General features: G+C 37.8%; 15 protein-coding genes. 5 read left to right on the forward strand and 10 right to left on the reverse strand.

Annotation, left to right across the window (positions count from 1 at the left end; translation table 11 throughout):
- Positions 1-53: 53 nt before the first annotated feature.
- Positions 54-1271, reverse strand: a complete 1218-nt coding sequence (locus ACWICE_RS09360; protein WP_254527282.1) for an ABC transporter permease — start codon at positions 1269-1271, stop codon at positions 54-56.
- Between the two features lie 92 nt (positions 1272-1363).
- Here ACWICE_RS09360 and fmt point away from each other — a divergent pair, with 92 nt between their 5' ends.
- On the forward strand, positions 1364-2296 hold the full coding sequence (gene fmt, locus ACWICE_RS09365; protein ID WP_454298188.1) for a methionyl-tRNA formyltransferase: 933 nt from the start codon (positions 1364-1366) through the stop codon (positions 2294-2296).
- Here the strand turns inward: fmt and ACWICE_RS09370 are convergent.
- Positions 2293-2499, reverse strand: coding sequence for a helix-turn-helix domain-containing protein (locus tag ACWICE_RS09370; protein ID WP_093096784.1), 207 nt, complete (start codon positions 2497-2499; stop codon positions 2293-2295). The two genes, fmt and ACWICE_RS09370, sit on opposite strands and share 4 nt — an antisense overlap.
- 301 nt (positions 2500-2800) lie before the next feature.
- Here ACWICE_RS09370 and ACWICE_RS09375 point away from each other — a divergent pair, with 301 nt between their 5' ends.
- The gene (locus ACWICE_RS09375) at positions 2801-3661 is read left to right on the forward strand and encodes a sigma-70 family RNA polymerase sigma factor (protein ID WP_093096797.1); all 861 of its coding nucleotides are present in this window, start codon (positions 2801-2803) and stop codon (positions 3659-3661) included.
- A gap of 135 nt (positions 3662-3796) precedes the next feature.
- On the opposite strand, the gene ACWICE_RS09380 is transcribed toward ACWICE_RS09375, so the two are convergent.
- The 6 genes from ACWICE_RS09380 to ACWICE_RS09405 all read right to left on the reverse strand — a co-directional run bounded on the left by ACWICE_RS09380 (position 3797) and on the right by ACWICE_RS09405 (position 8767).
- Positions 3797-4126 (reverse strand): helix-turn-helix domain-containing protein, encoded by a 330-nt coding sequence (locus ACWICE_RS09380; protein ID WP_093096800.1) that lies wholly within the window; start codon positions 4124-4126, stop codon positions 3797-3799.
- Between the two features lie 106 nt (positions 4127-4232).
- Positions 4233-5603, reverse strand: a complete 1371-nt coding sequence (locus tag ACWICE_RS09385) for a UDP-N-acetylmuramate--L-alanine ligase (RefSeq protein ID WP_454298189.1) — start codon at positions 5601-5603, stop codon at positions 4233-4235.
- Positions 5604-6446, reverse strand: a complete 843-nt coding sequence (gene prmA / locus ACWICE_RS09390) for a 50S ribosomal protein L11 methyltransferase (protein WP_454298190.1) — start codon at positions 6444-6446, stop codon at positions 5604-5606.
- Between the two features lie 3 nt (positions 6447-6449).
- Complete coding sequence (gene tpiA, locus ACWICE_RS09395; RefSeq protein WP_454298191.1) at positions 6450-7217, reverse strand: triose-phosphate isomerase; 768 nt, start codon at positions 7215-7217, stop codon at positions 6450-6452.
- 23 nt (positions 7218-7240) lie between these two features.
- Positions 7241-8443, reverse strand: a complete 1203-nt coding sequence (locus ACWICE_RS09400; protein WP_454298192.1) for a putative sugar nucleotidyl transferase — start codon at positions 8441-8443, stop codon at positions 7241-7243.
- A 75-nt stretch (positions 8444-8518) separates the two neighbouring features.
- Positions 8519-8767: a type B 50S ribosomal protein L31 gene (locus ACWICE_RS09405; RefSeq protein ID WP_093096812.1), complete on the reverse strand. Its 249-nt coding sequence runs from the start codon at positions 8765-8767 to the stop codon at positions 8519-8521.
- A gap of 269 nt (positions 8768-9036) precedes the next feature.
- Between ACWICE_RS09405 and lysS the strand changes: the two genes are divergently transcribed.
- Complete coding sequence (gene lysS, locus ACWICE_RS09410; protein ID WP_454298193.1) at positions 9037-10755, forward strand: lysine--tRNA ligase; 1719 nt, start codon at positions 9037-9039, stop codon at positions 10753-10755.
- A 68-nt stretch (positions 10756-10823) separates the two neighbouring features.
- Here the strand turns inward: lysS and ACWICE_RS09415 are convergent, their stop codons facing one another.
- Positions 10824-11810 carry a hypothetical protein gene (locus tag ACWICE_RS09415; RefSeq protein ID WP_313259399.1) on the reverse strand — a complete coding sequence of 329 codons (987 nt, stop codon included), beginning with the start codon at positions 11808-11810 and terminating at the stop codon, positions 10824-10826.
- A gap of 204 nt (positions 11811-12014) precedes the next feature.
- Here ACWICE_RS09415 and ACWICE_RS09420 point away from each other — a divergent pair, with 204 nt between their 5' ends.
- Complete coding sequence (locus ACWICE_RS09420) at positions 12015-12413, forward strand: hypothetical protein (RefSeq protein ID WP_454298194.1); 399 nt, start codon at positions 12015-12017, stop codon at positions 12411-12413.
- A gap of 451 nt (positions 12414-12864) precedes the next feature.
- Positions 12865-13206, forward strand: coding sequence for a hypothetical protein (locus ACWICE_RS09425; protein WP_454298195.1), 342 nt, complete (start codon positions 12865-12867; stop codon positions 13204-13206).
- Positions 13207-13223: 17 nt separating this feature from the next.
- Here ACWICE_RS09425 and ACWICE_RS09430 read toward each other — a convergent pair whose 3' ends face one another.
- Positions 13224-16082 (reverse strand): M16 family metallopeptidase, encoded by a 2859-nt coding sequence (locus ACWICE_RS09430; protein ID WP_454298196.1) that lies wholly within the window; start codon positions 16080-16082, stop codon positions 13224-13226.
- Between the last annotated feature and the right edge of the window lie 119 nt (positions 16083-16201).

Here is a 16201-nt window from a genome sequence, read left to right on the forward strand (position 1 = left end):
GATAATGAAAATTAAGGTAAATAATGATTAGGGCCAGTAATTTGGCAAGAATGTTACTTGAATTGTATGGTCTTTATCGGTGATATCCGCGAGATCAACATGGATGGAATAAACAAAGTGACCAAGGCAATGCCAATGAGTGAAACATTTAGCCATAAAACTGCCATCCATGATATTTCCATGGGCACAAAGGAAACATAATAGATGCTTGGATCGAGCTTGAAAAAATGCGTACTGGTCTGGAATGCGTATAAACCTAAGGCTACCAGATTGCCAAGGACAAGTCCGTATCCGATAAGGTATAATGAATTGTACAGAAAAACAGTCCTGATCTTTGTGTTTCTCATCCCTAATGCCTTAAGCATCCCTATCATCGGTGATCTTTCCAAAATGGAGATCAATAATGCTGAGATCATGTTGATGACTGCCACCACCACCATCAGAACAAAAATAATATTGTCGTTCATGTCGAGCATATTCAGCCAATTGAAGATATCCTGCATTTGCATGACAACATTGGTAGCATATAGACTTACCCCCAAATTATTGTTTAGCTCATCTGTAGTTTTAAAGAGTTGGTTAAAGTCCCTAACACGGACTTCATAACCACCAGCTTGATGATCCTCGAGATTGTTCAACCTTCTGATCAAGGGAAGCGAACCGATCACATATATTTTATCAAGTTCCTCGGAGTTGGTGGAGAAGATTCCTTTGACAACAAATTTTCGTTTCCTTACCGGCTCTTGGATGAAGTACATGATAAAGCTTTCACCAACTTTCAGATGGAGCCTATTGGCCATCAAGGAAGAAATCAAGAGTTGATTATCGGCATCTTCGGCAGAGAAGTTTATGGTATCACCTTCAAGGATTGTTTTGGACAGAAAGTCTTGGTCATAGTCTTTATCGATCCCTTTCATCAGGACTCCTTCAACTTCCCCCTTCACATTCATGATACCGGCCTTGGTAGCAAAAGGATAAACCTCTAAAACATTGGGGTTTTGTTTGATTCGAGCTAATTGCTTTTCGTCCATTGAAATTGGGGAATTGACATAGGAGTCATTTTGTTCATTCTTGAGGATAATGATATCACCAAAAAAGCCCCTTTGTTTTTCCGTAATTTCGCTTTTGAATCCATTAAGGATTGCCACAGCAAGAATAATAGCCATAATAGCCAAGGCCAAAGCCCCAATAGTGACGCGCACGATTAATTTGGAAAACGTACGGTTTCCTTCAAGTGTGATCCTCTTGGCTAAGAAATATGGAAAATTCAAGCTTAAATTAAATTTGTAACTTCGCAAAGTTAATAAAATTTGTCGTCCAACAATAAGGATGTCTTAGCATCCTTAAGGTAATTTATTCATATATGCGTATTATATTTATGGGCACCCCAGACTTTGCAGTTGCTTCGTTGAAAGCATTGATCGATGCGGGTGAAGAAGTGGTTGCAGTAGTTACGGGTCCTGATAAGCCTGCAGGAAGAGGCCAGAAAATCCATGAATCCGCTGTAAAGCAATTTGCGGTATCACAAAACATCCCTGTGCTTCAGCCGCAAAAATTAAAAGACCTCACCTTTTTGGAAGAATTAAAATCCTACCGTGCAGATTTGCAAGTGGTGGTTGCTTTCAGAATGTTACCTGAATTGGTCTGGAACATGCCGGAGAAGGGAACAATCAATGTACATGCATCATTACTACCAAATTATCGCGGAGCAGCTCCAATTAATCACGCAATTATTAACGGAGAAAAAAGTTCAGGTGTCACGACCTTCTTATTGCAGCATGAAATTGATACTGGGAACATCCTATATTCGACAGAAGTCCCTATTTCCGACACCGATAATGCCGGAGACCTTCATGACAAATTGATGTTTGCTGGAGCAGAATTACTGATAAAAACCGTAAATGCCATAAAAACAGGCAACATCAACCCAATCCCACAGGATGATTTAGGGGAGAATTCAGAATTAAAGCATGCTCCAAAAATCTTTAAAGAGGATTGCCTGATCGACTGGAATAAAAGTACAGAAGAAGTTTATAATTTAATCAGGGGTCTCAGTCCATATCCCGCGGCATTTACCCACTTAGATGGCAAGGTCTTAAAGATTTATTCGGCTGAAAAAGAAATTACGGGACACAATGATTTACCTGGTTCTTACCTATCGGATGGAAAAACGAGTTTGAAATTTGCAACTGGAGACGGTTATCTAAAACTTACTGAAGTACAAATTGAAGGAAAGAAGAGAATGTTAGTTAGTGATTTTCTTAGGGGCTTTCGCTTGGACAAATTGACAGATTAATCTTCTACATACTTAAAAATATCACCAGGCTGACAGTCTAAGGCTTTGCAAATCGCATCCAACGTACTGATTCGTATTGCTTTAGCCTTTTGGTTTTTAATTATGGAAAGGTTGGAAAGTGTGATACCAACTTTTGCGCTCAATTCATTCAGAGACATTTTTCTCTGAGACATGATTTCGTCTAAATGAACAATTATAGGCATAACAGATCTATTTTTGCTTTTGAATAATATTATTGATGAAAACAATTCATGTTTCGATTTGTTTTATAACGAGAAAAAGGAAAATGAAATACGCAAGAAAAATTAGTTAAATGTGTGTTAAATACTTGTAAATCGGCGAGATTGACAGGTTTTTGGAATGATTTTTGATGTTAGTATAACATCAACTCACCACAGATAACTAACTCATAATGAGTTAATAAATTACAATAAGATTAGAAATAATTGGGATAAATTCGTTATGTTTGCAAACATTTCAGAAAAGAAAGGTTTATTTATTTAGATGAGACAGCTCAAAATTACACAATCCATCACCAACCGTGAATCGCAATCACTAGACAAGTATTTGCATGAAATCGGCAAGGTAGATTTAATTTCGGCAGAAGAAGAGGTTATTCTAGCTCAAAGAATTCGTGAAGGCGATCAGGTTGCTTTGGAGAAATTAACAAAAACCAACTTACGTTTCGTAGTATCCGTTGCAAAACAATACCAGAATCAAGGTTTGACCTTAGGGGACTTGATCAACGAAGGGAACTTAGGCTTAATAAAAGCAGCAAAGAGATTCGATGAGACAAAAGGGTTTAAGTTTATTTCTTATGCAGTTTGGTGGATTCGTCAATCAATTTTACAGGCAATTGCTGAGCAATCTCGTATCGTTCGTTTACCATTGAACCAAGTAGGGTCCTTAAGCAAAATCAGCAAGGCATTTTCAAAATTGGAGCAAGAATATGAGCGTGAACCATCTCCAGAAGAATTAGCGGATATTTTGGAAACCACGGTTGACAAAGTTTCGGATACATTAAGTAATTCTGGACGTCACGTATCTATGGATGCACCATTTGTACAAGGTGAAGAAAACACCCTATTGGACGTTTTGGAAAACAGCGACCCTGACACTGACAGTTCATTAATCGATGAGTCATTATCGGAAGAAATCAAAAGATCGTTGGCTACTTTAACAGAGCGCGAAAGAGAAATCATTGTATTGTTCTTCGGATTAGGATCAAACCATCAATTGTCATTGGAAGAGATTGGAGAGAAATTCAGCTTGACTAGGGAGCGTGTGCGTCAAATTAAAGACAAGGCGTTACAGCGTCTGAGACACACCTCTAGAAGCAAGATCCTAAAATCATATTTAGGATAATAAGAGACTTTATGATTTAACAATAGGGATGCGCAAGTAAAATTGCGCATTTTTTTTGTTTAATATTTTTTCACTGAAAATAAAAAAAAGCCTAGCACGCAATGTACAAGGCTTTTTCTTTTAGAAATAATTTTGTTATTTCTTATGTAATTGTTCGTATAAGTCAATTACCTTTTTTTGCAAATCGATAACTTCTACTTCACGTGCTTGAAGACGTTTTTGAAGCTCGTTTACTTCATTCTGAATTTGTTTGTCTTCTTCAGGGTCTGAAGTAGACAACAATTGTACAAGAGATAATCCAAACAATTTAGAAATTTGGTTTAATCTCGATAAATTGACATCAGTAATTCCAGTTTCAATCTTAGAAAAAGCGGGAATCGAAATATCTAGCCTTTTTGCTACATCCTCCTGACTCCATCCTTTTTGATGTCTAAGTAATCTAATTTTTTTTCCTAATGCATTCATGGGTAAAATGTAAAATATTTATTTATTAAGTAATTATCAAATTTAAACAAATAAAGTAAATTTCAAAATCCCATTATTAAAATTTTAAAAAAATTCAGAAAGAATGTTAAAAATTTCTCAAAAATTTATCTGCAAAACTACTCATATTTACTCCATTGTAGTTGTTTGAACTCATAAACAGCAAATTATACCCATTAGACTTAAAAGTCTCCAAAAAATCCTCTAAATCAGACATTTGCGTGATCACATGGAAGGAAGGATGGTTAAAAGCTTCAGTTAAACGCCAAATTAAGTTATCTAAAGCAATATTTTTTTCCTTTATAAGTGATGTATTAACGAATACGACAGCGAAATCCGATTCATTCATCGAATTTGCGTATTCCGTAATAAACTCAGAGTCAAGACTGTCGTAGGCATTTAATTCAATGACAGTTACCAATGCCTGATTCGGGAATTGTTCCTTAACGGCATGGATACTGGACCGCAGTTTACTTGGCGTGTGTGCAAAGTCCTGATATACTACACTTCCGTTCTGGCTGGCGACAAACTCAAGGTACCGGATTGAGCTCTTAAAATCCTGGATTGCGCCATAAAACTCATCTCGCTTCACTCCTAGCCACTCACAAACCGTGAAAGCCCCAGCAATATTGGATAGATTATGTTTTCCGAAAACCTTTAAGGGAATATTCTCATCGGCGACATGGATGTATGTTACGCCTTTGTTAATGGTATACTCTGGCAATTTATAACCATGGCGATTTATTTTGATATCCATGGTCTTTTCGACCACTTCTCTGGTGTTTTTATCGTCCTTGTTATATATTAGCGTGCCTTTAGGTACAATCGTACGTATAAAGTCCTCAAACTGCTTAAAATATTCTTCTTCTGTGATAACGGTTTTAAAGTGATCCCAATCAATACCACTGATCAAGGCAATATTGGGCTTATATTTTAAGAATTTTGATTGCTTATTAACCGCTGAAGCATAATACTCATCCCCTTCAATAATCATTAAATTATTTTCAGGATTCAATTGCAGAAGGTCATCAAATCCTTCCAACTGAGCCCCAACCAGATAATCGAAATTCCGTCCCAGTTTTTTCAGGACATGCATGATCATACTGGTAATGGTTGTTTTACCATACGTACCGGCGATGACAACACGTGTTTTCTCGGCACTCTGTTCATAGACAAATTCAGGGAAGGAGTAGATCCTGATCCCTAAATCCTTAGCTTTTTGTAGTTCAGGATTGTTTTCATCGGCATGCATCCCCAAAATTACAGCATCAATATCCTCTGTAATCTTTTCCGGGAACCAACCAAGCTCATTCGGCAACAAACCAGCTTCACGAAGCTGAGATTTCGAAGGCTCTACGATTTGATCATCAGAACCCGTTACTTGATGGCCTTGTTCAGCTAAATTAATAGCTAAATTATGCATGATACTTCCGCCTATGGCAATAAAATGAATGCGCATTTAGTTTGCTTTAATGAATTTGGCTGCACACCAGGTATCCAGCACTTTTTTTTCTACAAATTGAAAACCTAAGCTTTCAGCTTTGTTCTTTAAGATTTCTAAATCCTCACCATCATAAAAACCGGAGATGTACAACTCTCCAGGATTTTCAAGGTCAGCAAAATATACATCAAATTGATCCAACAAGATGTTCCTATTGATGTTTGCCAATATAGTATTAAATTTTTTGCCTTCTATTGCCTCTTTAGAGCCCAATTTAGCTTCAATATTGTCTACATGGTTCAGCAGCTTGTTTTCCAACACACTTTCCACACAGATGGGATCAAAATCAACGGCAAGAATATTCGATGCCCCTCTTTTAGAAGCCAGGATCGCCAAGATCCCAGTTCCGCAGCCCATATCTAAAACAGTCTTTCCTTCAAAATCATTTTCCAGGATATAGGAAAGCATCATGGAGGTAGTTTGATGATGGCCTGTTCCGAAAGACATTTTCGGATCAATGATGATCTGATAAGGATATTCAGGCTTATCCTCATGGAAAGTAGCCCGAACATAACATTGATCATCGACTACAATAGGACTAAAATTGCTTTCCCAAACTTGGTTCCAGTTCTTGTTCTCCAATTCTTTCACCTCATAGGAAATGTCATAGCCTTCTGTTTCGGCGACCAAAACAGTCTCAAGAGCCTGGATATCCAGGTTGGCAGCTGGAATATAAGCAACAAAACCTTGGTCTTGATCCTCGAAAGTATCAAAACCAAGGTTTGCCAATTCAGCTATAAGCAAATCCTTTTGCCATTCCTCAATATTGGAGGATGTAAAAGCAACTGCTGTATACTTCATATTTTAAGCGTTAAAAACGTTAATAATTTGCAAGAAATCACGTGATTTCAATGATGCACCACCGATCAATCCACCGTCGATATCAGGCTGAGAGAATAGGCTCTGTGCGTTTGAAGGATTGGCACTACCACCATAAAGAATGCTAGTATTGTCAGCAACCTCTTGACCAAACTGATCAGCTAAGGTTTTACGAATATAAGCATGGACTTCTTGAGCTTGCTCAGGGCTAGCTGTCAATCCAGTTCCGATTGCCCAAACCGGTTCATAGGCCAAAACGATGTTTTTAAAAGCTTCTGCATCTAAGTGGAACAAGGCTTTGCTCAATTGTGTTTTGATCACATCAAAATATGAACCCGACTCGCGCTCATCCTTAGTTTCACCGATACAGAAAATAGGCTTTAGATTATGCTTAAGTGCGGCATCAACTTTCTCTGCCAAAAGCTCATCTGTTTCACCAAAATAAGCACGGCGTTCAGAGTGTCCCAAAATCACGTATTCTGCACCAGTAGATTTCACCTGCGATGCAGAGATCTCACCAGTATAAGCACCAGATTCGTGTTGACTAATATTTTGGGCACCGATAGATACATTCTTGGTAGAAGCTCTTAATTTAGAAATTGCTGCCAAATGGATAAATGGGCTACATACAACGACTTCTTGGTTTCCAATCACCTCGTCCTTCACCATATTCACGATTTCTGAGAACAAGCTAATTCCTTGCTCATAATCCATGTTCATTTTCCAGTTTCCAGCTACAATATTTTTACGCATAGTGTTTTGTATTTATTATATGTTTAAGATTGATTTTCCACATGTAGGTATTTGACATCATCAAATATATATTTGAAAATGGAGAGATTGCTTTGCAGACTATCCGAACCTGTTATTTGTTCCCTTCGCTCCATCATATCGATAAATTTCTCAAAAGTATAAGCAGTCGATTCTCTGTCGGTCAACCAACTGAAATCAGGCACAAATTTGGGAATAAATTTTGACATTGCAATCTGTGAGCCGACGCCAATTACGGACCCTGTTGTAAATGAAGAATTTATGGCACACATCGCATAGTCACCCATAAATAATCCACATTTATATTCACTGGTTTCACGGTAGCTAAGATCCTCATAATCAAACAACCGTACAAATTGCCAATTGTTTTTCAGATTCGAATTGGAGGATCCGGCTCCTATGTTGCAGCCTTCGCCGATCACAGAGCAACCTAAATAGCCTTCATGTCCTTTGGCACTGTTTCCCCAGATCACCGTATTATTGATTTCTCCGCAAACGGTGCTTCCCGGACCTATACTGGTATTTGGATATATCCTCGCTCCCGACTTCACCCTGGCAGCATCACCAATAGCCACATAACCCTTCAAAAACGCCCCTTCTTCAATCTTTGCATCCTTTCCTATATAAATAGGCCCTTCCAAGCTATTTAAGCTTACTCCTTCCACCTGAGCACTCTCTTCAATAAATATCCAAGAACCAAAAACCATGTTAGTCTCACTGATAGCAGCAGATTGGCGACCAGCGGTCAATAAATTATAGTCGAAAAGTATTTGGGATTTATTTTGAAGGAATATATCTTCCAGAAAGTTTATACAGTGTATTTCAGAAGATGACTTGATGGGATTGTAACTTTCAAATAGGTTTTCAAGGTCCAGACTAGGTTCGCTGGTCTTGATGGCGATCCATGAAGTTTCATCGACCAGCACATCTCCTTTTTCCATTGCTTTCAATTCTTTGACCAAGCTTTCAGAAGGCAGGACATTGGCCCTGATAAAAAGAAATTCAGGAGAATCCTGATGTTCAAAGGGGTATTTTCCGGATAGATGATCAGCAGTAAAATAAGTTACCGGAGATTGGAAAATATGCTCCCATTTTTCATTCAATGTACAAATACCTGTTCTGATATTGCCAACCGGACGGGTTGAAGCAAAAGGAAAGAGACGCTTACGCCAGTGCGCGTTATCAAATAAAACTATGGTTAGCGACATGAAATAAATGTACATAAAAAATCCCGACAAATAAACTTTATCGGGATAATATCAGTTTCTTTATAGTAAAGAATATTACTTTTTGTTGTAACGGCTACGGAATTTATCAATACGTCCAGCTGTATCAACCAATTTCATCTTACCAGTGTAGAATGGGTGTGATGTGTGAGAAATCTCTAACTTTACCAATGGGTACTCGTTACCATCTTCCCAAGTAATAGTTTCTTTTGTATCAACACAAGATTTAGTAACGAAAGCGTAGTCATTAGACATGTCTTTAAATACAACTAATCTGTAGTTTGATGGATGCAAATCTTTTTTCATTTTATCTTATGATTACTATATAATTCAACAATTGAGGTGCAAAGATAATTTATTTTTCATTCAAATACAAAAAACATAAACAAATTCATTTCCACACCTGTGAATAAGTTCTACTTGCCTTTGAATCAGCAAATACATTTCCGAGAATTTTCATCAGCAGAATTACAAAAGTAAACAAATCCCGTCAAATACAAGCCTTTTTTCTGTATAAGCATCTTTAAATAGTTCTAATTTCTTACTTTTGCTCAACATTATAAGTTGTACGTAAAATGAGCATCGGATTATCTGAACAAGAACAACAAAGAAGGCTAAACCTGAAAGCCTTGATCGACCTAGGCATTGACCCCTTCCCTGCTGAAGAGTTCAAAGTAAATGCTACGGCTGAAGATATTTTAGAAAACTACGAAAGAGATAAGATCAACTATAAGAGCATCAGTTTTGCCGGACGTATCATGAGTCGCCGTGTGATGGGGAGTGCCTCATTCTTGGAACTTCAAGATTCGACCGGACGTATTCAAGCTTACGTAAAACGTGATGACATCTGCCCTGACGAAGACAAGACCTTATATAATACCGTATTCAAAAAGTTATTGGATATCGGTGATATCATTGGTATCACTGGTTTTGTGTTCACCACCCAAACGGGAGAAATCAGTATCCACGTCCAAACCTTAAAGGTACTTACCAAAGCTTTGAGACCTCTTCCTATCGTTAAGGAAGCAGACGGAAAGACTTTTGATGCCTTTACAGATCCAGAACAACGCTATAGAATGCGCTATGTTGACCTGATCGTAAACTCCCATAATAAAGAGATTTTTGTTAAGCGTACGAAGCTTTTCAACGCCATGCGTGTATACTTCAACAACGCTGGATATATGGAAGTAGAGACTCCGATCTTACAGGCAATCCCTGGAGGAGCGGCTGCACGTCCGTTTATTACCCATCATAATGCATTAGATATCCCATTGTATTTGCGTATCGCCAATGAGCTTTATCTGAAAAGATTGATCGTCGGAGGTTTTGATGGAGTGTATGAGTTCTCCAAAAACTTCAGAAATGAGGGTATGGACAGAACACATAACCCAGAATTTACCGTAATGGAAATCTATGTAGCCTATAAAGACTACAATTGGATGATGGATTTCACAGAGAATCTTTTAGAGCACTGTGCCATTGCAGTAAACGGAAGAACAGAAGCTACCTTTGGAGAGCATCAGGTTGATTTCAAAGCGCCTTACCCTAGGGTGAGCATGACAGATGCGATCAAACAATTCACTGGTTTTGACATTACAGGAAAATCAGAGGACGAAATCCGTCAGGCTGCAAAAGGCATGGGAATCGACGTGAATGAAACGATGGGTAAAGGAAAGTTGATCGATGAAATCTTCGGAGAGAAATGTGAAGGAAACTTTATCCAACCTACATTTATCACGGACTACCCTATCGAAATGTCTCCGTTGACCAAAAAACATAGAGACAATCCAGAATTGACTGAACGTTTTGAATTAATGGTCTGCGGTAAGGAAATTGCAAACGCATATTCTGAGCTTAACGATCCTATCGATCAAAGAGAGCGTTTTGAACATCAATTAAAACTTTCTGAGAAAGGTGATGACGAAGCCATGTTCATTGACCAAGATTTCTTGCGTTCATTGGAATATGGCATGCCGCCTACCTCAGGACTAGGAATCGGTATGGACAGATTGATCATGTTCTTGACCAACACCCCTTCAATCCAAGAAGTACTGTTCTTCCCTCAGATGCGTCCTGAAAAAGTTGCAAAAGTTGCTTCAACTGCTGATTATGTAGAACAAGGAATTCCTGAAGCTTGGGTTCCCGTTCTTCAAAAAATGGGATTCACGACCATAGAACTTCTTAAAGAAGCTAACCCAAACAAAGTTTTCAATGACTTGGGCGGAATGCGTAAGAAAATGAAATTAGACGTTGCCATGCCAACAAAAGACGAAGTCTTGGCTTGGTTCGAATAAACATAACAAAACATTAAAAAAGCTCCATTGAATAATCATTGGAGCTTTTTTTTAATCCTATATGTGGATTAGTTAACAACTAATTGCTTTGTCATATAATCATACTTATACTCCTGAAAATATTTACTGAAACTACCCAATTTTACAGCTGTAAAATATAATGGATAATTCAATTCCAAAATACTTTCCTTTTTAATCTTTGTCCAACGTTTAAATAAACTATTGATTTTTTCAGCTCCTGTTGCCTTCTCAATCAACGTTTCTTTCATGCCACTATTACGATGATAAACAACGAATCTTGTTTCATCTAAAACTTTCATTTCTTGGGCAGATAATTTGATATCCTTTACGCATTTTTCATATGCATTAACAAATTCCGCTTGAGGAAAGTCTGATTGCAGGACATAATAAGAAACCAGACCATAATAGACCCAATTAACATAATACAGATCAGGATTGTTGATTTTTATTTTGTCATAATCAGATTGCAAGATCAATTCATTTTGATCAGGTAAACTCATTCGTGGATTTACAGTCAAACTTTTATCAAAACCAAATACGCTGTTCTTTACTTCTTTGTAACCCAACATCTCCTTATAGAATAGATCTCTTTCCTTCACATTAACAAAATAGCCCTTAAACATATTGAAATCATTAAAATATAGTCCAGAACCAGCAGTTGATTCCAAATATTTTACCGCTCTATCTTTATTTTCTATCATAAGGTCCTGAAACTGCTTGAAACTTTCAAATTTTTCATTCTCGAAAGCAAGATTCATCTGAGAGATACTGAAACTTATTGGTTGCTTTTTATACGCATCAAAATAATCCAAGTCAAATCCATTTTGTTGACTTTTTAAATTGAATATCCTTCCTGGATAAATCTGGTCTGCATTAAGCTCATCAACCAAAAATTCATCATTTTTATCATCAACAGCAATAGAAACAAATTTATACTGCTCTTCATCTTCCTGTATAGGAATATTATTTTCTTTTGAGCACGAAATAAATACGAATAATGAAAAAGCAATGATTTTAATAGAATGTGATTTCATAATTTTTATCAAACAATTAATAAATGTAAATATATGTTTTATGACAATCGAAACAGTCAAAAGATTAATGAAAAATGGGTTTTTTATTATAATAATTTTTCAGTTTCAAATCATAGCTAAAAATTAAGGTATTCCATCTAATCAAAACAATTGAAATATTTTACCGTTTACTTATTTTAGACAATATGGCTTAAAACAAAATCTATGAAAAAGCTCAATTTTATATACTTCATCCCACTTTTGGCTGCCTGCGCAAGCAACCAAGGCAGCAGCACAAAACCACCCAAAATCATTGGGAATTGGCAATGGATTGAAACCTCCGGAGGATTTGCCGGAATCACGAAAACTCCCGAATCTACAAGAGAGATCAAGCACCTTCAAATAACAAAAGACAGCGTGTACTATTATGAAAATGGTGAACTGACCTCCACCCTGCCCTATAAACTCACGCTAACCAAGTCCATGCTCAATAACAAGGACAGCTGGTTGTTCAATGAAGCTCCCCATAAGGTATTTGTTTATCGACAAGACAGCACTCTAACCCTTCAAGAAGACTGCTTTGATTGCTATTCACATAAATATGTGAAGATGAAAGAGAAATAAGGTGGTTAGACATTAGACACAAGACATTAGACATAAGACAACAAGACGTCGGAACGGCTAGAGCAGCAAAACTATTATCGCACTCCCAATTCTTTAAAAAAAAATGTAATCCTAAATCTTCGATTGAGGAACTGTACGCCAAAATGGCTAACATAAAATTTCATAAAGAAGTATGCTGTGTTTATTCTGAGAATTTTCGTGCTTACCAATTACAAGTTGGTTAGAACTATGTTTCTAGCTAAGCAATCCCAAGTTTAATTTCCAGAAAAAAATCTTTTTTACGGCATACTGCCCTAGAAGGGCAGTATTATTTTAGCAATGGTATCCAACAATACAGCGTTTTTGCGTGACCTCCAGGCTAGCGTGCCATCTCTGCTAAAATAATGGAACCCCAAAAGGGGTTCTTTACCTACCAAATTTGACACCTTTCTAACCCCATATTGCTGCAATCTTGGTCTATCCTCTAATCCTTAGGTTCCCGGTTCATTCCATGATCTTGGTCTATCCTCCAATCCCTTCCATCCTAATTCATGCCATGATCTTGGTGTATCCAATCCCTTCCATCCTGATACATTTCATGATCTTGGTCTATCCTCCAATCCCTTCCATCCTGGTTAATTCCATGATCTTGGTCTATCCTCCAATCCCTTCCATCCTGGTTAATTCCATGATCTTGGTCTATCCTCCAATCCCTTCCATCCTGGTTAATTCCATGATCTTGGCCTATCCTCCAATCCCTTCCATCCTGGTTCAAATCCATTTACTGTCTAAAAACAAAAAGCCCCCGTTTTAAGGCGGGGGCTATTGTTTTTATTTTGTGGCATCCGGAAGGAGAATAAACTTATAGAAGTCTTCTTCTTTCAGGTACTTATTTGCGGCTTCTTTGACAGACTCCACGGTTACTTTATCTAGTTCTTCCAGATAACGGGTAACATTGGTTGGATCCGTTTGATTCTGAACTGAACCAAGTATTTCACTTGCCCAGAAACCATTTTCCCTTAGGCTTAATTCCAACTGACGCTTTTCTTCAATCTTGAACTTATCCAGATCAACCTGTGATGGACCATTGGCTTTTAACTTTTTGATCTCATCCATGGATGAATTGATCAAGGAAGGGTATTTGTCCACACTTGTTCCAAAAACGATCAGGAAGGAATATCTTGGTTTAGGGAATTTACTGTAGGAGAACCTTGCTCCAGTTCCATAAACACCACTTTCTTCCTCGCGAAGGCGCTCGATCAATTTATTGGTTAGAATAGTCTCCACAGCGCTTGCATTGATGTTCTCCTGCTCATTATAGGTATAATCTCCATATAAGGTCAAACGAACCATGGCCTTCGCCTCTTTACCTTTATTTACGATTTTCTCAACTCCCTTATTTTTTTCATAAAGGTTCAGGTCCTTAGGCTTTTCATCACGGTTTGTTGTTGGCAATGAAGCAACATATTCTTCTAAATATGGTTTGATTTCTTCCTCAGTGAAGGAACCAACAATCACAAAAGTAAAATCAGAAGCATCGGCAAATCTATCTTTATAGATCTCTAACGCTCTAGCTTGGTTCACTTTATCAAGTTCGTTAATACCATAAGGAACACGACGGATGCTATTTCCATAAAGCGTACGCTGTATAGCATCACTGTAAACGAAGTTTGGATCGTTTTCACGGTTTGCCATCATGTCCTTTTGCTTGCTAATGGTACTTTGGAACACATCATCCTCAATTCTAGGCTCTGTAAAATATCCATAGACCATTTCGAAGGCAGTTTTCAAACTCTCCTTGTCTGTAGCACCTCTCAACCCTTCAGAACGCTCTGTAATGTACGGACTGATGTTGACTTCCTTGCCGGTCAAGCTTTTCTGCAATTCCACGGTATTCAATTGTCCGATACCTGAACTGTTCACTAAATTTCCAGCAAAAGAAGCAGACATATAGTCAGCATCTGAATATAATGAAGTACCACCTGGGCTATAAGCAGAGATCATGATCTGATCATTCTTGAACTTGGTCGGTTTCAATAGAACCTTAACCCCATTGCTCAAGGTCAATTCTTTGGTTTCTATCCCATCAATTGATTTTTCAGATTTTATCGAACCCTTAACTGGGGTTTTAGACAACATTGGCAAATCAGAAACCTTATCATCATACGGTTTTAGATCTTCCTTTTCGATAGCTGCAAACCATGAATTTACAGCGGCTTCTTCAGGAAGTTTGTCTTTCTCTGCATCCGGAGCCAAGATCAAAACATCTCGGTTTATATCCTTATAGAATTCCTTTCCAACAGCTTCCACTTCTTTTAGGGTCAATGTCGGCAATAATTGTTTCGTGATTTCATAGCGATCTTCATTGCTCAATGCAGGACCATCCTTCAAGAAATGGTTCAGATAAGCATTTACATAGCTTTCTGACTTTCTTTTGTCACGCTCCACATAAGAAGTCTCATTATTTTTCGCAATCGAGCTGACAGCGCGTTTAAATTCAGTTTCTGTAAAACCAAACCTTTGGAAACGGTCAAGTTCTCTGACCACTGCTTTAAATCCTTCTTCGAACTGTCCAGGTTTAGAAACGAAAAATGCACCTAAATTATCCAATCCGCCAAGGAATCCCGAGATATCCACACCACCTTGAATGAAAGGAGGATTGGCAGATTGACTCAATTCACTATAACGGGCATTGATCATTTGGTTGAAGACATCTTTCAATAATTCTCTTCTATAGTCTTTGACCGTATTTACCTTTTCTTCTGGGTGCTTGATCATGATCTGACCAACGGTATAGGTCATTTCTGGATCTGTTACCTTAATGAATTGGTTCTTGTTTAATAGATCAACTTTGTATTCTGTACGCGGTTTTATGGTCTTAGGAACCTTCATGTCCGAGAACAATCTTTTCACTTCCGCCTCCATCTGCTGAGGATCTACATCCCCTACAATAATTAAGGATTGTAGATCAGGACGGTACCATTCAGCATGGAAATTACGGATAACTTCCGGATCAAAGTTCATGATCACCTGTTCCGTTCCGATTGGAAGGCGATCTGCATAGCGCGAGCCATTTAACATCACTTTGATGTACTGATCACGCATACGCTGCTGAGCACCTCTACCACCACGCATCTCTTCCATGATTACGCCACGCTCCTTATTGATCTCGTCGGTTTCCAATAAGGCATCCTGTGCCCAATCACGCATTACCTGTAATCCATTTTTTAACAATTCAGGATCATCAGAAGGAATAGGCAATTGATAGACAGTTTCATCAAAACTGGTATAGGCATTCAAGTCCGATCCAAAACGGACACCTGCTTTTTGCAAATAGTCAATCAAATCATTCTTAGGGAAATGTTTAAGACCATTAAAGTTCATGTGCTCCATAAAGTGCGCCAATCCCAATTCCTTTTCATTTTCCAGGATAGAACCGACTTTCATCGCCAAGTACATGGTCACACGTTTTTCCGGTTCCGAGTTTTTGCGTATATAGTATTGAAATCCATTTGCTAACTTGCCTTTAATAACATCTTTATCAAATGGCAATTTAGCGTCCCATTTCAGGGAGTCATTCATCAAGATGACCTTCGCCTCTGGGTTAAAGTTTGTTGGCACATAAGCACTAGCCATTTCTGTTGCAAAAGGCAATAAAAATGCTAATGCCAAGGGTTTTAGAAGTTTCATAATTTCAAAAAAAATTTACTAGAATGGTTACTAAATTATATTTGGAAAGCAATCTACAATAAATTTATTTAGCTTTAAAACAAATCTTCTATTCAAACTATAGAATTATATATTTTTAA

It is taken from the genome of Sphingobacterium sp. NPDC055346 (genome assembly GCF_053645235.1).